Origin of the sequence: Pseudomonas sp. C6002, assembly GCF_013385805.1 — a bacterium.
Lineage (GTDB): Bacteria > Pseudomonadota > Gammaproteobacteria > Pseudomonadales > Pseudomonadaceae > Aquipseudomonas.
In genome coordinates, this window is the sequence record NZ_JACAPH010000056.1 from 1 (window position 1) to 17,398 (window position 17,398).

Consider the following 17,398-nt stretch of genomic DNA (forward strand, 5'->3'; position numbering starts at 1 on the left):
ACCCGGCAGGACGCCGGGTTAGCCGTCCTGGGCCAAGGATGGCCCATGACGGCGGCCCACGGTCCAAAGCCGGAGTGAGGGCACACCGAGCCTAGGCGAGGTGCCGAGTGGTGGGGCAAGAGCCTTTTGGTTACTTTTGGGCTCCTTTCAAAAGTGACCCGCTGTAAGAGCGGAACCAATTTAAGCCATCACCCAAATAACGGATATTCACCCCCAAAGCCTACCGCTCAATCGACCGACTCCACCGCGCATTCCACTCGGGTCGTGCCTGGTTCACCTGATCCCAGTCAATCGAAATCGCCGTCTGCAAGTAACTGTTCATCGCCTCCACCCGCGCCCGGGTTTTGTCGGTAGTCGGCGTCGTAGGATTCGAAGGAATCTGATCCCCCAGTTCCAAAGCCGGCGCCTGAGCCTCTGCGGTCAACAAGAACTGCGCCAGTTTTTGCGCCAACTCCGGCTGGTCATTCCGCGCAATCACACACTCCGCCACGTTCAACACCACCGCGCCTTCTTTCGGCTGCGCATACTCCATCGGCACACCCAACAACTGTTGCGTGGTCACCTGCGTCGGCGTCAGCGGAAAGATCGCCGCCTCATCCGTCTGCACCATCTCGGAAATCTTCGCCGAGCTGGCGATGTACTCCAGCACGTTGGGCCCGACGGTTTTCGGCCAGGCCTTGAACCCCGGCTCCACGTTGGTCTCGCTACCCCCCTGAATCCGGTTGAACATGAGGAACCCGTGCAACCCAAATGTGGACGAGGCCAACGACTGGAACACCACCTTGTCCTTGAAGCGCGGGTCGGCCAGGTCCATCCACGACGTCGGCGGCGCCCAGCCCTTTTCCTTGAACATCTTGGCGTTGTAACCCAACCCGGTCACCCCGAGCGTCACCGCAACCGCTTCTTCCTTGATCTTCGCCTTGGCCGGAATCTGGTCCAGGATCGGGTTGGGCGTGAGCTTCTCGCACAACCCCATGGAAATCGCGCGGTACATGATGCCGTCGTCGAGGAACATCACGTGCATCTGCGGGTTGTCCTTGTTGGCCTGCACCTTGGCCAGGATGTCCGACGAGGTGCCCGGCACGATCACCACCTTGACGTTATTGGCCTTTTCGAACGCGGGCAGCACCTTGTCGGCGTAGACCCGCTCCATGGTGCCGCCGTTCATGCCCAGGTAAAGCGTCGGTGCGGCGTGGGCCGCCGTGCTCAACAGGGCGAGGGACAGGCAAGACAGCGCAGTACGTTTGATCATGTGCATGAATCTTCCTCTCAGGCTTGGAAACGACGGATGGAAAATGCTTCGATGGGCTGCCGGCTGGCCCCCGTGCAGACGATCTCTGCCAGGGCTTCACCGACCGCAGGGCCGAGCTGGAACCCGGCGCCGGCAAAGCCGAAACCGTGGAGCAGGCCGGGTTGGGTGCTGCTGTCGCCGATCACCGGTTCGTGGTCGGGCAGGTAACCTTCGGTGCCGCTCCAGGTACGGATCGCCTGGGCACCCTTGAGGAACGGGTACAACTCGCCGGCATTGCGCAGAATCTCCAGCACCGCCGCCTGGCCCGGGCGGGCTTGTTGCGGGCCCAGGGCAAAGCCGCGCCCGCCACCGAGGATGCAATTGCCCCGGGCGACTTGCCGCGCATAAATCCCGCCGCCTTCCACCCCGGTGCTCACGTCCATCACCACCGGCAACGGCTCGGTCACCAGCATCGCCGGGTGCGCCGAGGTCATCGGCACCGGCTCGCCAAAGTGCGCGGCCACGGTGCCGGCCCAGGCGCCGGCGCAGTTCAGCAGCCAGGGGGCTTGCAGCTGCAGCCCATTGGCACAGCGCAACTGAAACCGCTGGCCGTCATGTTCAAGATGGGTGACTTCGGTTTGCTCCATCACCCTCGCACCGTGGCGTTGCGCTGCGCGGGCAAAGGCGGGGGAGACCAGGCGCGGATTGGCGTGGCCGTCTTCGGGGCATAACGACGCGCCGACTGCCACATCACCCACCCACGGGAACCGGGCGCGCAGTTGAGCGTGGTCGAGCATTTGCAGGCCCAGGCCAAAGCCACGTGTAGCGTCGGCGTAAGCCTGCAGAGCCGCCAGATCGTCATGACTGCGGGCCAGTTTCAAATGCCCGGAGCGCACGTATTCCCCGTCGATGCCAATCAGCCCCGGCAAGTCGGACCATAGCTCATGGGCACGCTGCGATAGCGGCAGTTGGTGCAATGGCCGCCCCTGGCGCCGCACGCCGCCATAGTTCACACCGCTGGAGTGCGAGCCACAAAAGTCCCGCTCCAGCAGCACCACGCGGCGACCTTTCTGCGCCAGCATCAAAGCCGCCGAGGCCCCGACAATCCCGCCACCCAACACGATCACTTCACTGTCGATCATGGCTGCACCTCCACGCCAAACGGCAAGGGTTTGATCGGTGCCTGGCCACGCAGGCGGCCAACGTTTTCAATCTCGCGGCCACTGCGCTGGGCAACGATTTCCGCCGCCGCCAGCCCGCACATCCGGCCCTGGCAGCGGCCCATGCCAACCCGGCAATGGGCCTTGACCCGGTTCACTTCCCAGTGGCCTTCGTCCACCACCGCGCGTACTTCGCCGACGCTGACTTCTTCACAGCGGCACAGGATCAGTTCGTCCGGAGCTTCAGCGGCCCAGTTTTCCGGGAAGGGGAAGGCGGTTTCCAGGCCGTGGCGAAAGCGCTGGATACCTGCCAGTTGTTGTTCCAGCACGGGCCCGCGACGGTGGTCGATGGCAACACCGCTGTCTTCGAGCAAGGCCAATGCCGCTCGCTCGCCGGCCATTTGCGCCGCATCGGCGCCCATGATTCCTGCACCGTCGCCAGCCAGATACACCCCCGCGACACTGCTACGCCCGGCCGCATCTTGCTGCGGCAACCAGGCGCGGTTCAATGCATTCCAGGCAAATTCACACCCAAGTAAATCCGCCAGTTGGGTCTCGCTGCGCAGGGCATGGGCGAAGGCCACGGCATCACAGGCGATTTCCTGCTGGTCCCAGTGGATGCCCGTCACTCGTTGCTCGCCGTTGATGTGCGACAACGTTGCCCCTTGATGCACCGGGATGCCGTGGGCCGTTAGCCAGGCGCGGTAGTACAAACCCTTGGCCAGGGTCGCCGGCTGGCCGAGCAATGCCGGCAGGGCGCGGCATTGGGCGCTGAACGGCGCGCTGTCGAGCACCGCCACCACCTTGGCCCCGGCCTTGGCGTACTGATACGCCACCAGGTACAGCAACGGCCCGCTGCCGCAAAACGCGACGCGCTCACCGATGGCGCAGCCTTGATACTTCAGCGCGATTTGCGCCGCGCCCAGGCTGTACACACCGGGCAGCGTCCAGCCCGGCACGGGCAGGATGCGGTCGGTGGCGCCCGTGGCGACGATGATCTGCGTGTATTCGATGCTTTCGGCGTGGCCGTTGTTGAGCATGTCCAGGCGGCCATTTTCCGCATTCCACACCAGGGTTTCCGGCCGGTAGTCGATCCGGGTGGCCAGCTCATCCATGGTGCGATGCAGCGCTGTCGCCTTGCCCGCTTCAAACCCATACAGCTGCTTGGCCGAGCGCTGGAAGTTCGCCGGCTGGCGCCGATAGATCTGGCCGCCACCGCGCAGGCTCTCGTCCACCAACACCGGGGTTACGCCATGGTCCAGCAAGGTCCGGGCTGCGGTAATGCCCGCCGGGCCTGCGCCCACTATCACCACGCTCTTCATGCCTGGCGCCCCGGGTCACGGCGAATCGCCTGGCCGTCTTCCAGCAAGGTCGAACAGGCGCGCACTCGCCGACCATCTTCCAGGCGTACCCAGCAATCCTGGCAGGCCCCCATCAAGCAGAAACCGGCGCGGCGTTCGGCGCTGAAATCACTGCCCCGCAGGTGTTCGGCGCAGGTCAGTACGGCGGTCAGCAAGGTGTCGCCAAGCAAGCCCTTGGCAGGCTGCCCGTCGAGGGTGAAGGTGAGGGTGGGCCGCTCGGTCTCGGCCAGTCGTTTGAACAGCGCCATCAATGCTTCCCTACTAATACGCGGTCCAGGCCGTAGACCCGGTCCAGCAGAATCATGGCCGCCGCCGTCAAGCCGATCACCAGCGCTGACACGGCCGCCATCATCGGGTCGATGGATTCGGTGGCGTACACGTACATGCGCACCGGCAAGGTCTGGGTGGCCGGCGAGCTGACAAAGATCGACAGGGTCACTTCATCGAAACTGTTGATGAACGCCAGCAACCAGCCGCCGGCCACGCCGGGCAGAATCATCGGCAAGGTGATCTGGCGAAACAGGGTGAAGCGGCTGGCGCCGAGGGATTCGGCAGCCTGCTCGGCGCTGCGGTCAATGCCGATGGCGGCCGCCAATACCAGGCGCAATACGTAAGGCGTGATGATCACCACGTGCGCCAGCATCAACCAGGTGAAGCTGCCGTTGACGCCCATCATTGCGAACAGCCGCAGCATCGCCACCCCCAGCACCAGGTGCGGGATGATGATCGGCGAGAGGAACAGCGCACTGAAGAAGTTACGGCCGGGGAACTGGTAGCGACTGATTGCCAGCGCCGCCGGTACCGCGATCAACGTCGCCAGGGTGGCGGCAACGAACGCCAGGACCAGGCTGTTGTAGAACGCCTGGATAAAGTCCGCGCGCTCGAACACCGCATGAAACCAGCGCAGGGAGAAGCCCGAAGTGGGCAGGCTCAAGGTGTTTTCCGAGGTGAAGGCCACCAGGCACACCACCACCAGCGGCGCCATCATGAACAGCACCACCAGGCCGTGAAAGCCCAGGGCCAAAGGACCGTTTCTGGACATCGTCTTATACTCCCAGGGACTTTTTGTAGCGGCCTTCGACCATGCGGTTCCAGCTCAGCATGATCAGCAAGTTGACCAACAGCAGCACCACCGCGATGGTCGCGCCCATGGGCCAGTTGAGTTCCGAGAGGTATTGGTCGTAGACCACCGTGGCGACCATCTTCAGGCGGCGTCCGCCCAGCAGGCCGGGGATCGCGAAGGAGCTGGCCGCCAGGCCGAACACGATCAGGGTGCCGGACAGCACACCGGGCATCACCTGCGGCAGCACGATCTTGCGCATCACCGTGGCCTGGCTGGCACCCAGGGACAGCGCCGCCTGTTCCGCCGACGGGTCGAGCTTCTGCAGGGAGGTCCACACCGGGATGATCATGAACGGCAGCATCACGTGCACCAGTGCGATGATCACGGCGAACGAGGTGTACAGCAGCTTCACCGGCTTGCCGCCCAGGGCCTGGATCACCTGGTTCACCAGGCCATCGGCACCCAGCAGCAGGCTCCAGCCGAAGGCCCGCACCACTACCGAAATCAGCAGCGGGGTGAGAATCAGGATCAGGAAGATCGAGCGCCATGGCGTGCCCATGCGGCTGAGGATGTAGGCCTCGGGCACCCCGATTACCACGCAGAGCAAGGTCACCAGGGCACTGATCCAGAAGGTGCGCCAGAAGATTTCGTAGAAGTACGAGTCGCTGAACAGCGACAGGTAGTGGGCGAAGGTCCACTCATCGGCCTTCACCCCTACCTGATAGTCGAACACGTTGAACGACAGCACCAGTGTCAGGCCCAGGGGCAGGATCAGCAGCCCGAAAAACAACACCAGCGCCGGCAACGACAACAGGTAGCCACGGCTCATGCGTGCACCTCATCCGCTGCCAGCACCCGCAACAGGTTCGACTCCCAGTCCAGGCCCACTGCAGCGCCGCAAGTCAATGGCGCGTTGCCGTCGTTGCGACGGACTACGGTCAGCTCGCCGATCTCGGTCTTGATGCGATACAGCCATTGGCTGCCGAAGAAGTAGCTGTCGAGGATCCGGCCTTGCAGCCGGCCCTTGCTGGCCGCCACCAGGTCGATCTTTTCCGGGCGCAGGCTCAGGGTCAGTTCGCCGTTGCCGGGCTCGAAGCGCACTTGCGGCGCGCCGAGTTGATCGAAGTCGCCCGCCAGCAGGTTGGCCTTGCCGACAAAATCCGAGATGAAGCGTGTGCGCGGGTGTTCATAGAGTTTGTACGGCGCGTCGATCTGGGTGACGCGCCCGGCCTGCATCACCACCACGCGGTCGCTGATGGACAGTGCTTCGGCCTGGTCGTGGGTGACCATCAGGGTGGTGATCCCGACTTCACACTGGATGCGGCGGATTTCGAACTGCATCTCTTCCCGCAGATTGGCGTCGAGGTTCGACAGCGGCTCGTCCAGCAGCAACACCGGCGGCTCGATCACCAGGGCGCGGGCCAGGGCCACGCGCTGGCGCTGGCCGCCGGACAGTTCCCGCGGGTAGCGCTCGGCGTGGGGCGCCAGGCGCACCAGTTCCAGCACGGTCTTGACTCTGCTTGCGATCTCAGTGGCAGGCACCTTGCGCATCTTCAGGCCGAAGGCGACGTTGTCGCGCACGCTCATGTGGGGGAACAGCGCGTAGCTCTGGAACACCACGCCGAGGCCGCGGCTGGCGGGTTTGGCATGGGTGATGTCGCGACCGTCGAGGACGATCTGGCCACCGGTGACGTCGACGAAGCCGGCGATCATTTGCAAGGTGGTGGTCTTGCCGCAGCCCGAGGGGCCGAGCAGGGACACGAATTCGCCTTTTTCCACCGCAAGATCAGTGGCGACCACCGCGTCGACGGCGCCGTAGCGTTTGCTCAAGGCGTTGAGTTGGAGAAAAGCCATGTCTGCGTTCCACCTTTTTGAGTCGCGTCGAAACGCGCTTTTTTGTTTTGGGCAGATGCGAAAAGGGTGTTGCGGGTGCGTTGGCGCTCGATCTTGAGTCGGCTGCCGTTAGTTGTTCATTTCGCCCCTGTGGACGCAGATTAGGGCGAAAGACTAGGATGGCGGAAGATAGAATTTCACTGGATAGAGTACTTTTTTCAGTTTCATTCACTGACCAGAATTTAGTGTGAGATATCGGCTTATGGATTCCACTGAGCGGAATGAAAGTGTCAAGGAAGTCGGCGCCGGTGGCGTCTCCCGGTTGTTTGCATTACTGCGCATCCTCGGCGCGGCGCCGGACGGTGGTGAACGGGTGACGCAACTGGCGCAGCAGGTGGGGCTGTCGCAACCCACCACCCACCGATTGCTGCGCAGCCTGATGGACGAGGGCATGGTGGAGCAGGATGCGCGCAGCAAGCGCTATCGGCTGAGCCTGGAGTTCTTTGCCCTGGCGGCGAATGTGGGCAACACCGGCAACCTGCGGGACCTGGTGCGGCCGAGCATGTTGCGCCTCAGTGCGTCGTTGGGGGATTCATTGTTCCTGCTGGCGCGCAGCGGGTTTGATGCGATCTGCCTGGACCGCAGTGAGGGGCCGTATCCGATCCGTACCTTTACCGGTGATATCGGCGGCCGCGTTGCGCTGGGCGTGGGGCAGGGCAGCCTGGCGATTTTGGCGTTTTTGCCGGAGGAAGAGCGCGAGACGGTGATCCGCTACAACTTGCCGCGGCTCAAGGATTTTCACCTGTACGACGAGGTGTTTTTGCGTTCGGAGGTGGAGAGTGTGCGGCGGTTGGGGTATGCGGCGCGCAATACCGGGGTGCTGGAAGGCATGGCCGGGTTGGCGGTGCCGATCCTGGATCGCAATGGGCATGCGGTGGCGGCGTTGAGTGTGGCGACTATCAGCGACCGGCTGGGGCCGGGGCGGTTGCCGACGGTGGTGGAGTTGTTGAAGCGCGAGGCGGCGGCGATCGGGCCGAGGATCAATCCGTTTGACCCGACGTTGCGCCGGCCTTCGCAGATCTTCGGTGGGTAGGTAATACCAGTAACGACACAGATCAAATGTGGGAGCGGGCTTGCTCGCGAATGCGGTGTATCAGTAAAAAATTTGGTGACTGACACACCGCATTCGCGAGCAAGCCCGCTCCCACATTTTAGACCGTGGCCATCTGTGGGATCCGGGTTGGACTCATCGCCGCCATCGCCACCGAAGTCGCCGCCGTGCGCGTCTCCACTCCCAGCTTCACATACACATGCTCCAGATGCTTGTTCACCGTCCTCGGACTCAACCCAAGAATGTCGCCAATATCCCGATTGGTCTTGCCACACGCCACCCAACGCAGCACTTCCACCTCCCGCTCCGTCAACTGAAACCGCGCCGACAATAGCTTGTGCGCCGGCTCATCCTCCAGGGTGATCACGCTCGGCTGTGTCGCCGCCCGCGCCGACAGCAAAATCCGCGACGTACGCAAATGCGCCGCCACCCGCGCCAGCACTTCATCGGTCTGGATCGGCTTGGTCACGTAATCGCTGCCGCCCACCTCGAACCCCTGCACCACATGCTTGCTGTCAGTCAGCCCAGTCATGAACACCACCGGAATATCCGCGCTGGCCGGTTGTGCCTTGAGCCGGCGGCAGGTTTCAAAGCCGTCCAGCCCGGGCATCACCGCGTCCAGCAGGATCAAATCCGGGCGCCGGCGTTGCACGCGGTTCAGCGCGCTGAGGCCGTCCAGCGCCACCAGCACCATGTAGCCGGCGTCGTCCAGGGCGTCGGAGAGCATGGCCAGGTTGTCCGGGGTGTCGTCGACAATCAGCACCACGCCGGGCTCAGCGCTGTGGGTCAAGGCATTCATCTTCGGCCTCCTTCAGGATGCGGTTGAGTTCTTCCAGGCGAAAGCTTTTCAGCAAGGCCCGGAGCTTATTGATGAACGGTGCGGTACCTGGGCTGTCCAGCACGATGGCGTCGAGCTTTTCATGCAAACCACGCACATAGCCAATGGCGCTCAGTTCGGCGAGCACCGCGAGTTCTTCTGCGCTGGGTAGCGCGCCTTGGGTCGCGACCGGCGCGACGAGCGGTGTGCGACGGCGCAGCCATTGCAAGTCCAGGTGCAGTTGCAGGCGTCCGAGCAGTTCAGGGGTACGCACCGGCTTGGCCAGGTAGTCGTTGCAGGCGCCGGCGATGCTGCGTTCGCGGTCGTCAGTGAAGGCGTTGGCGGAGATGATGATAATCGGCGCGGCAGACAGCGCATTACGCCGGATCATCCGGCTGGTGGCCCAGCCGTCCATGGTCGGCATCGAGAGGTCCATCAGGATCAGGTCCGGCGACAGCAGCGCCACCTGGCGGATCGCCTCCTGGCCGTTGCTGGCCTGGGACACCTCGAAGCCCAGGGGCGTGAGCATGCCGCTGAGCACCTTGCGATGGTCCACGTGGTCATCCACCACCAGGATGCGCCGTCGTTCGCCGTGGTAGCCGATGATGTCGTGCTCCACATGCACCACGGCTTGCGGCACGCGGACCTGGGACAGGAACAGCCGTACCTGGAAGCAGGTGCCCTTGTCCAGCTCGCTGACCACCCGCAATTCGCCGCCCATCAGCGAGGTCAGCATGCGTGTGATGGTCAGGCCCAGACCCACGCCCTTGTCCTGGCGCATCAGGTCGCCGCGTTCGAACGGCTGGAAAATCCGCTCGATCTGTTCGGGGTCAATCCCGATGCCGGTGTCGATGATTTCGAAGTTGGCGGTCTCGCGCATGTAGCTGACCCGCAGGCGCACCTCGCCGCTGTCGGTAAAGTTGATCGCGTTGCCCAGCAGGTTGATCAGGATCTGCCGCACGCGTTTTTCATCACCACGCACCACGGCGGGGATCTTGCCCACGCAGTCCAGGCGAAAGCGCAGGCCCTTGTCTTCGGCCTGGGGGGTGAACATTTGTTCCAGGTCGTGGATCAGTTCCGGGAAGGGGATTTCAGTGAGTTCCAGGCGCAGCTTGCCGGCCTCGATCTTGGCCACGTCCAGCAGGCCGTCGATCAGCGACAGCAGGTGCGAGCCGCTGCGCAGGATGGTCGCCAGGGCGTCCTGATGCTGTTCGGGCATGGCACTGTCGCGCTGCAGGATCTGGGTGAAGCCGAGGATGCTGTTGAGCGGCGTGCGCAGCTCGTGGGACAGCCCGGTGACGTAGCGACTCTTGGCCGCGTTCGCTGCTTCCGAGGCTTCCTTGGCCTGTTGCAGGGCCTGGTCGGTGAGGCTGTGGGCGGCGATCTCCTGCATCAGCAGCGAGGTTTGCCGGTCGGATTCTTCCTGGGCCACCCGCCGGCTTTCGCGGGTGAGTACTACCCACCAGGCGAGTACGGCGGCCAGCACCGAGAGCGTGAGGAACGCCTTGAAAAACGCCTGGTACAAGGTTTGCGAATGGGGCAAACCCTGGGCCGCCTGCATGTAGATCAGCGCCAGCGCCCCGGCGAGCATCAGCACCAGCGCCATCAACAATCCGAGGTAGTGCGCGAGCCGGGTATGCAGGCGCGGTACCAGCGTGGTCGGCAACAACCAGCGCAACACCCCTTCGAACTGGCTGGCCAGGCGCGCGTGGGGTTTGCAACGGTCGCCGCAACGCGCATCCAGTGAGCAACAGAGCGAGCAGATCGGCGTGCTGTAGGCCGGGCAGAACGCCATGTCGGCGGTCTCGAACGGGTTGCTGCACAGCCCGCAGATCACCAGGCCGGTGCCGGGTTGCGGGTGTATCAATTGCGCCTCGCTGCTGCGCGCAATGTAGTAGCGGCCCTTGGTCAGCCACGCCAATAGCGGCGCCATGATTAACGCGGTGCCCAGCGCGACAAACGGTGGCGCAGCCTGGGCCAGGGCGCCGAACAGGCCGAAGTGGGCGAGAATCGACAGCAGCGAGGCAATCAGCATCGAGCCGACGCCCACCGGGTTGATGTCGTAGAGGTGCGCACGCTTGAATTCGATGTGCTTGGGTGACAGGCCCAGGGGCTTGTTGATTACCAGGTCCGCTACCAGCGTGCCGATCCAGGCAATCGCGATATTCGCGTAGAGCCCCAGCACCTGCTCGATCACATCGAACACGCCGAGCTCCATCAGCATCAGCGCAATGGCGACGTTGAACACCAGCCACACCACGCGGCCGGGGTGGCTGTGGGTCACGCGGGCAAAGAAGTTCGACCAGGCCAGGGAGCCGGCGTAGGCGTTGGTCAGGTTGATCTTCATCTGCGAGATGAACACGAACAGCACCATCGCCCCCAGCGCCCATTCGGGAGAGGAGAACACATAGCCGAACGCGACGAGGTACATCTGGGTTGGCTCGGCGGCGCGCTCCATGGGGATTTCATGTTGCAGGGCGAGGAACGCCAGGAACGCCCCGGCGAACATTTTCAACGCCCCCGGCACGATCCAGCCGGGCCCGGCGCATAACAGCGCGGCCCACCAGCGCTTGCGGTTGGCGCTGGTTTTTTCCGGAAGGAAGCGCAGGTAGTCCACCTGTTCGCCGATCTGCGTGACCAGCGACAGCGCCACGGTGCAGGCGGCGCAGAACGACAGCAGATTGAAGTCGCCACCATCGCTGCTGCGGCCGACAAAGCTGGTCCAGTCGCTGAAGGCCTCGGGGTTTTTCCACAACACGAAGCCATAGGGCAGCACCAACAGCACCAGCCACAGCGGTTGCGTCCACAATTGCAGGCGGCTGATCAGCGTTACGCCGTAGGCCACCAGCGGGATCACCAGCAGTGAACAGATGACATAGGCGGTGGCCAGCGGGATATGGAAATACAACTCCAGGGCCAGGGCCATGATCGCCGCTTCCAGGGCGAAGAACAGGAAGGTGAAGCTGGCGTAGATCAGCGAGGTGATGGTGGAGCCGATGTAACCGAAGCCCGCGCCGCGGGTCAGCAGGTCCATGTCTACGCCATAGCGGGCGGCGTAGTAGCTGATGGGCAGGCCGGTGAGAAAGATCACCAGGCTGATGGCGAGGATCGCCCAGAAGGTGTTGGTAAAGCCGTAGCTCAAGGCCAATACGCCGCCGATGGCCTCCAGCGCCAGGAACGACACCGCGCCCAAGGCGGTGTTGGCGATGCGCAGTTCCGACCATTTGCGGAAGGACTTCGGGGTGTAGCGCAGGGCGTAGTCTTCCATGGTCTCGTCGGCGACCCAGGAGTTGTAGTCGCGGCGGATCTTGACGATGCGCTGGGTGCCGGGGAGGGGGTGCACGGTGGGGAACTCCTGCAAGGATGGGGAGATGGCAGCAATATTCGTGCCCCAGTCCTGCGGGGTGCGCTCTTCGTGGCGAGGGAGCTTGCTCCCGTTGGACTGCGAAGCAGGCCCAGCAAGACCACTTCATTTTTCCAGGCAGAACCGGGTCGCCGGTTTTGGCGCCGCTGCGCAGCCCAACGGGAGCAAGCTCCCTCGCCACAGGGGTTTCCTTTCCCAGGGCGGGCGGGATCCTGCTCGAAAATGGTGCGCAACGGCATACGTCAAATGACGTACGCCGTTACGTCAGGCTGCGTATACCCGCCGTGGCCACCTGCCGCCATGCTGAACCCCTCATTGCAGAGGAGTCGCCCCATGGAATCACGATTGATCCGCTCCAAACCGTTGTTGGCCTTATCACTGCTGGCGGCGAGTCTGTTCAGCCATGGCGTCATGGCCGACAACGAAGGCCTGGCGGTGACGCCCACCGAAGTCACCGTCGGCCAGTTGCACTCGGCCACCGGCACCATGGCGATTTCCGAAACCGGTTCGATCCAGGCCGAACGCCTGGCCATCGAGCAGATCAACGCCTCGGGCGGGATCCTCGGGCGGCAGATCAAGGTGATCCAGGAAGACGGCGCGTCCGACTGGCCGACCTTCGCCGAAAAGGCCAAGAAACTGCTGGTCAACGACAAGGTGGCCGCAGTGTTCGGCTGCTGGACCTCCGCTTCACGTAAAGCCGTATTGCCGATCTTCGAGAAAGAAAACGGCCTGCTCTACTACCCGACCTTCTACGAAGGCCTGGAACAGTCGAAAAACGTGATCTACACCGGCCAGGAAGCGACCCAGCAAATCCTCGCCAGTCTCGACTGGATCGCCAAGACCAAGGGCGCCAAAACCTTCTACCTGGTGGGCTCGGACTACATCTGGCCGCGCACCTCGATGAAGATCGCGCGCAAGCACATTGAAAACGTCCTGCACGGCACCGTGGTCGGCGAAGACTACTACCCGCTGGGCAACACCCAGTTCGGTTCGCTGATCAACAAGGTCAAGCTGAAAAAGCCTGACGTGGTGTTTGCGGCCGTGGTGGGCGGCTCCAACGTGGCCTTCTACAAACAGCTCAACGCAGCGGGCGTGAACGCGTCCAAGCAAACCCTGTTGACCCTGTCGGTGACCGAAGACGAACTGCTGGGCATCGGCGGCGAAAACATGGCTGGCTTCTATGCCTCGATGAAGTACTTCCAGAGCCTCGACAACCCGAACAACAAAGCCTTCGTGGAAGCGTTCAAGGCCAAGTACGGCAAGGATGCAGTGATCGGTGATGTGACCCAGGCGGCCTACCTCGGCCCATGGTTGTGGAAAGCGGCGGTGGAGAAGGCCGGCAGTTTCGACGTGGATAAAGTCGTCGCCGCATCGCCTGGCATCGAGCTGAAAAACGCGCCGGAAGGCTATGTGAAGATCCACGAAAACCATCACCTGTGGAGCAAGTCGCGCATTGGTGAAGTGCAGCCAAACGGGCAGTTCAAGGTGATCTACGAGTCGGATCTGATCGAGCCGAATCCGTTTCCGAAAGGCTATCAATAACCTCGGGTCTGGCGCTGATCTGAATGTGGGAACTGGTTTTGTGTGGGAGCGGGCTTGCTCGCGAAAGCGGTGAATCAGTGAGTGCATCCGGTACTGACACACCGTATTCGCGAGCAAGCCCGCTCCCACACAAGCCAGCTCCCACATAAAGCAGAAGCAGATTGCATTTCAACCTCCCGCTCAGGAGACCATCATCATGGAATGGCTATCGGAATTTGGAGCCATCGCGGCGATGCAGGGGTTCAACGGCTTGTCCGTGTTCTGCGTGCTGTTGCTGATGGCATTGGGACTGGCAATCATCTTCGGCCAGATGGGCGTGATCAACATGGCCCACGGTGAGTTCCTGACCATTGGCGCCTACACCACCTACGTCTGTTCCAGTCTTACCGCGCATTTCGCGCCAAGCTTTCAGCCGTATTACTTTTTCGTTGCCATTGCCCTGTCATTCCTCGTCGCGGGCGCCGTGGGCTGGCTGGTGGAATGGGCAATGATCAGCCGCTTGTACAAGCGGCCCCTGGACACTTTGCTCGCCACTTGGGGTTTGTCCCTGGTGATGCAGCAAACCTTCCGCTCGGTGTTCGGCGCCCGTGAAGTGAGCGCCGAACCGCCGGCCTGGCTGATGGGCTCGGTGAACCTCAGCGACGCCATCGAGATCCCGCGCAACGGCCTGTTCATGATGGGCCTGACCGTGCTGCTGACCGGGGCGATCTTCGTCATGCTCTACCGTTCGCGCTGGGGCTTGCAGGTGCGCGCCACCGTGCAGAACCGCTTGATGAGCCGGGCGGTGGGCATCAACACGCGCAAGGTCGACCGCATGACCTTCGCCCTCGGCTGCGGCGTGGCGGGCGTGGCCGGTGCGGCGTTCACCACCATCGGCTCCACCGGGCCGACCGCCGGTTCGCAGTACATCGTCGACACCTTCCTGGTCGTCGTATTCGGCGGCGCGCAAAGCCTGTTCGGCACCATTGCCTCGGCGTTCGTGATTGCCCAGACCCAATCGCTGTCGGAGTTTTTCCTCAGTGGCTCGATGGCCAAGGTGCTGACGCTGTCGTCGGTGATCCTGATCCTGATGCTGCGCCCGCAAGGGTTGTTCTCCATCAAAGTGCGCAAGTAGAGGCGAACCGATGAAGGCTCTAGACAAACTGCTGGGCGGCCAGCAAAACCTGATCGGCATCGTGCTGTTGGCGCTGTTGATCCTCGTGGTGTTCCCGCTGACCCTGGACGCCTTCCGGCTGAACATGGTCGGCAAGTACCTGACCTACGCGTTCGTCGCGGTGGGCCTGGTGCTGTGCTGGGGCTATGGCGGGATTCTCAGCCTCGGGCAAGGCGTGTTTTTCGGCGTCGGCGGCTACTGCATGGCGATGTTCCTGAAGCTTGAGGCCTCGGACCCGATCAGCACCAAGATCCAGTCCACCCCGGGCATTCCGGACTTCATGGACTGGAACCAGATCACCGAATTGCCGTGGCTCTGGCAGCCGTTCCACAGCTTCACGTTTACCTTGTTCGCGGTGGTTGCGGTGCCGGTGCTGCTGGCGTTCATCATTGGCATGGCGCTGTTCAAGCGGCGGGTGGGCGATGTGTATTTCTCCATCGTCACCCAGGCGATTGCGCTGATCCTCACGGTGCTGATCGTCGGCCAGCAAGGCCTTACCGGTGGTGTCAATGGCATTACTGACCTCAAGACCCTGCTGGGCTGGGACCTGCGCGGTGACGGCGCGAAGATGATCCTGTATTTCATCAACGCCGGGCTGTTGTTCGGCTGCATCTTCATTGGCCGTTTTATCCTCGCCTCGAAGCTGGGCCGGCTGTTGATGGCCATGCGCGACAAGGAAGAGCGGGTACGGTTTTCCGGGTATGACGTGGCCAGTTTCAAGATTTTCGTGTTCTGCGTGGCGGCGGCGTTCTCGGCGATTGGCGGGGCGATGTTTGCCTTGCAGGTGGGCTTTATGTCGCCGTCGTTCGTGGGCATCGTGCCGTCCATCGAGATGGTGATCTTTGCCGCGGTGGGCGGGCGCATGTCACTGCTGGGCGCGGTGTATGGCGCGTTGCTGGTGAACTACGGCAAGACCTACTTTTCCGAATCCTTCCCCGAGCTGTGGCTGTACCTGATGGGCGGGTTGTTTATCGCCGTGGTCATGTACTTCCCCAACGGCCTGGCGGGGTTGTGGGACAGCCATGGTCGCCAGGCCCTGGCCCGAGTGCTGCGGCGCAAGCCGGTGGTCAAGGCCGAGCCCGCGAAGATCAAGCCCAAGGCTGAAGCCAAGATCCTGGAGACACAGCCATGACCGCCGTTGGTTTTGAAATGAAGAAACCGGTGTTGGCTATCGAAGGCCTCACCGTGTCATTCGATGGCTTCAAGGCTGTCGACAACCTCAACCTGTATATTGACCGCAATGAAGTGCGGGTAGTGATCGGGCCCAACGGCGCCGGCAAAACCACGGTGCTGGATTTGATCTGCGGCAAGACCCGTGCCACCAGTGGCAGCATCCAGTTCGACGGCCAGGAACTGACCAAAATGCGCGAATACAACATCGTGCGCGCCGGGGTAGGCCGCAAGTTCCAGAACCCATCGATCTACGAAAACCTCACGGTGTTTGAAAACCTCGAGATGTCGTATCCGGCCGGGCGCAAGGTGTGGGGCGCGCTGTTTTTCAAGCGTAATGCCCAGGTGATTGCGCGGGTCGAGGAGGTGGCGCGGGAAATCTTTCTCGGCGACTTGTTGCAGCAGCAGGCGGACCTGCTGTCTCACGGGCAAAAGCAGTGGCTGGAGATTGGCATGCTGCTGATGCAAGACCCTGAATTGCTGATGCTCGACGAGCCGGTGGCCGGGATGAGCGTCAACGAGCGGGCGCAAACGGCCGAGTTGCTCAAGCGCATCAGCCAGGGGCGCTCGGTGTTGGTGATCGAGCATGACATGGAGTTCGTCAAGAGCATTGCCCACAAGGTCACGGTGTTGCATCAGGGCAAGGTGCTGGCCGAGGGCAGCATGGAGTCGGTGCAGAGCAATCCGAAAGTCATTGAAGTGTATTTGGGCCACTGAGGAGTCGGGCATGTTCAAGATCGACAAACTGTCGTGTGGGTACGGGCAGAGCCAGATTCTTCACGACCTGGAACTGGATGTGGCGAAGCGTGAGATCGTCGCGGTGATGGGGCGCAACGGGATGGGCAAGACCACGTTGTTCAAGAGCCTGATGGGTATTTTGCCGCAGTGGCAGGGGCAGGTCAGTGTGGATGGGCATGATGTGTCTGCGCTTGAAACCCATGAGCGGGTGGAGCGGGGGATTGCCTATGTGCCGCAGGGGCGGATGATTTTTCCCAGCATGAGTGTGTTGGAGAATATTCAGACTGGGTTGCCGGCGGCGGCCCGGGGCAGGGTGCCTGAGGATTTGTATGCGCTGTTTCCGGTGCTCTATGACATGCGTTCGCGCAAGGGGGGGAATTTGTCTGGGGGGCAGCAACAGCAGTTGGCGATTGCCCGGGCGTTGGCGACGAATCCCAAGGTGTTGTTGCTCGATGAGCCGACTGAGGGGATTCAGCCTTCGATCATCAAGGACATTGCTCGTACGCTTAAGGAGATTCGCAATTTGCGGGATTTGACGATTGTTGTTTCTGAGCAGGTGTTGTCGTTTACTTTGGAAATTGCTGATCGGTTTTTGGTGATTGAGAAGGGGAGGTTTGTGATTGAGGAAACTCGGGATCGGGTGGATGAGGCGACTATCAGTCGGTATTTGTCGGTTTGATCTGGCTGGGTACATATCCGTTATTTGGGTAACGGCGGCTTATGGTTTCGCTCTTACAGCGAGTCACTTTGCAAAAGCGGCAAAGTAACCAAAGCGCTCTGCCCCGCCTGTCGGCGCCTCGCTGTGGCTCGGCGTTCCCTCACTCCGGCATTACTCCGCGGGCCGCCGCGACGGGC

Annotated in this window: 15 protein-coding genes; 6 read left to right on the forward strand and 9 right to left on the reverse strand. The window is 62.4% G+C overall.

Annotation, left to right across the window (positions count from 1 at the left end):
* Nucleotides 1-220: 220 nt before the first annotated feature.
* From HX817_RS31040 to HX817_RS31070, 7 genes are read right to left on the reverse strand one after another with little or no spacing between them, the layout of a single operon-like run.
* The gene (locus HX817_RS31040; protein WP_102370242.1) at nt 221-1,252 is read right to left on the reverse strand and encodes an ABC transporter substrate-binding protein; all 1,032 of its coding nucleotides are present in this window, start codon (nt 1,250-1,252) and stop codon (nt 221-223) included.
* 17 nt (nt 1,253-1,269) lie between these two features.
* On the reverse strand, nt 1,270-2,373 hold the full coding sequence (locus tag HX817_RS31045; protein WP_008430551.1) for an FAD-binding oxidoreductase: 1,104 nt from the start codon (nt 2,371-2,373) through the stop codon (nt 1,270-1,272).
* On the reverse strand, nt 2,370-3,713 hold the full coding sequence (locus tag HX817_RS31050) for an NAD(P)/FAD-dependent oxidoreductase (protein ID WP_008430553.1): 1,344 nt from the start codon (nt 3,711-3,713) through the stop codon (nt 2,370-2,372). The genes HX817_RS31045 and HX817_RS31050 overlap by 4 nt, the downstream gene beginning before the upstream one ends.
* Nucleotides 3,710-4,000: a (2Fe-2S)-binding protein gene (locus HX817_RS31055; RefSeq protein ID WP_177042400.1), complete on the reverse strand. Its 291-nt coding sequence runs from the start codon at nt 3,998-4,000 to the stop codon at nt 3,710-3,712. Before HX817_RS31055 ends, HX817_RS31050 begins: the two co-directional genes overlap by 4 nt.
* A complete protein-coding gene (locus HX817_RS31060; protein ID WP_177042403.1) occupies nt 4,000-4,794 on the reverse strand; it encodes an ABC transporter permease in 795 nt (264 codons plus the stop codon). The genes HX817_RS31055 and HX817_RS31060 overlap by 1 nt, the downstream gene beginning before the upstream one ends.
* Before the next feature lie 4 nt (nt 4,795-4,798).
* Nucleotides 4,799-5,644: an ABC transporter permease gene (locus HX817_RS31065; RefSeq protein WP_003218273.1), complete on the reverse strand. Its 846-nt coding sequence runs from the start codon at nt 5,642-5,644 to the stop codon at nt 4,799-4,801.
* Nucleotides 5,641-6,669 (reverse strand): ABC transporter ATP-binding protein, encoded by a 1,029-nt coding sequence (locus HX817_RS31070; protein ID WP_177042405.1) that lies wholly within the window; start codon nt 6,667-6,669, stop codon nt 5,641-5,643. Before HX817_RS31070 ends, HX817_RS31065 begins: the two co-directional genes overlap by 4 nt.
* Before the next feature lie 241 nt (nt 6,670-6,910).
* Here HX817_RS31070 and HX817_RS31075 point away from each other — a divergent pair, with 241 nt between their 5' ends.
* A complete protein-coding gene (locus HX817_RS31075) occupies nt 6,911-7,741 on the forward strand; it encodes an IclR family transcriptional regulator (protein ID WP_177042407.1) in 831 nt (276 codons plus the stop codon).
* 118 nt (nt 7,742-7,859) lie between these two features.
* Here HX817_RS31075 and HX817_RS31080 read toward each other — a convergent pair whose 3' ends face one another.
* Complete coding sequence (locus HX817_RS31080; protein WP_008430557.1) at nt 7,860-8,558, reverse strand: response regulator; 699 nt, start codon at nt 8,556-8,558, stop codon at nt 7,860-7,862.
* Complete coding sequence (locus tag HX817_RS31085; RefSeq protein WP_177042408.1) at nt 8,533-11,919, reverse strand: ATP-binding protein; 3,387 nt, start codon at nt 11,917-11,919, stop codon at nt 8,533-8,535. The genes HX817_RS31080 and HX817_RS31085 overlap by 26 nt, the downstream gene beginning before the upstream one ends.
* A 354-nt stretch (nt 11,920-12,273) precedes the next feature.
* On the opposite strand from HX817_RS31085, the gene urtA reads away from it, so the two are divergent.
* The 5 genes from urtA to urtE all read left to right on the forward strand — a co-directional run bounded on the left by urtA (nt 12,274) and on the right by urtE (nt 17,222).
* Entirely contained in the window at nt 12,274-13,482 is a 1,209-nt protein-coding gene (gene urtA / locus HX817_RS31090) for an urea ABC transporter substrate-binding protein (RefSeq protein WP_003218263.1), read from the forward strand.
* 196 nt (nt 13,483-13,678) lie between these two features.
* A complete protein-coding gene (urtB, locus tag HX817_RS31095) occupies nt 13,679-14,596 on the forward strand; it encodes an urea ABC transporter permease subunit UrtB (RefSeq protein ID WP_177010127.1) in 918 nt (305 codons plus the stop codon).
* A gap of 10 nt (nt 14,597-14,606) precedes the next feature.
* A complete protein-coding gene (gene urtC / locus HX817_RS31100; protein WP_177042410.1) occupies nt 14,607-15,767 on the forward strand; it encodes an urea ABC transporter permease subunit UrtC in 1,161 nt (386 codons plus the stop codon).
* A complete protein-coding gene (gene urtD, locus HX817_RS31105; protein WP_003218258.1) occupies nt 15,764-16,522 on the forward strand; it encodes an urea ABC transporter ATP-binding protein UrtD in 759 nt (252 codons plus the stop codon). The genes urtC and urtD overlap by 4 nt, the downstream gene beginning before the upstream one ends.
* Nucleotides 16,523-16,532: 10 nt before the next feature.
* On the forward strand, nt 16,533-17,222 hold the full coding sequence (gene urtE / locus HX817_RS31110; RefSeq protein ID WP_008430563.1) for an urea ABC transporter ATP-binding subunit UrtE: 690 nt from the start codon (nt 16,533-16,535) through the stop codon (nt 17,220-17,222).
* The last annotated feature ends 176 nt before the right edge of the window (nt 17,223-17,398 follow it).

Coding starts and splice junctions, on each gene's coding strand:
- urtD (WP_003218258.1), top strand. CDS start 15,764: ATGACCGCCGTTGGTTTTGAAATGAAGAAACCGGTGTTGGCTATCGAA.
- HX817_RS31050 (WP_008430553.1), bottom strand. CDS start 3,713: ATGAAGAGCGTGGTGATAGTGGGCGCAGGCCCGGCGGGCATTACCGCA.
- HX817_RS31075 (WP_177042407.1), top strand. CDS start 6,911: ATGGATTCCACTGAGCGGAATGAAAGTGTCAAGGAAGTCGGCGCCGGT.
- HX817_RS31070 (WP_177042405.1), bottom strand. CDS start 6,669: ATGGCTTTTCTCCAACTCAACGCCTTGAGCAAACGCTACGGCGCCGTC.
- urtA (WP_003218263.1), top strand. CDS start 12,274: ATGGAATCACGATTGATCCGCTCCAAACCGTTGTTGGCCTTATCACTG.
- urtE (WP_008430563.1), top strand. CDS start 16,533: ATGTTCAAGATCGACAAACTGTCGTGTGGGTACGGGCAGAGCCAGATT.
- HX817_RS31055 (WP_177042400.1), bottom strand. CDS start 4,000: ATGGCGCTGTTCAAACGACTGGCCGAGACCGAGCGGCCCACCCTCACC.
- urtB (WP_177010127.1), top strand. CDS start 13,679: ATGGAATGGCTATCGGAATTTGGAGCCATCGCGGCGATGCAGGGGTTC.
- urtC (WP_177042410.1), top strand. CDS start 14,607: ATGAAGGCTCTAGACAAACTGCTGGGCGGCCAGCAAAACCTGATCGGC.
- HX817_RS31080 (WP_008430557.1), bottom strand. CDS start 8,558: ATGAATGCCTTGACCCACAGCGCTGAGCCCGGCGTGGTGCTGATTGTC.
- HX817_RS31045 (WP_008430551.1), bottom strand. CDS start 2,373: ATGATCGACAGTGAAGTGATCGTGTTGGGTGGCGGGATTGTCGGGGCC.
- HX817_RS31060 (WP_177042403.1), bottom strand. CDS start 4,794: ATGTCCAGAAACGGTCCTTTGGCCCTGGGCTTTCACGGCCTGGTGGTG.
- HX817_RS31040 (WP_102370242.1), bottom strand. CDS start 1,252: ATGATCAAACGTACTGCGCTGTCTTGCCTGTCCCTCGCCCTGTTGAGC.
- HX817_RS31065 (WP_003218273.1), bottom strand. CDS start 5,644: ATGAGCCGTGGCTACCTGTTGTCGTTGCCGGCGCTGGTGTTGTTTTTC.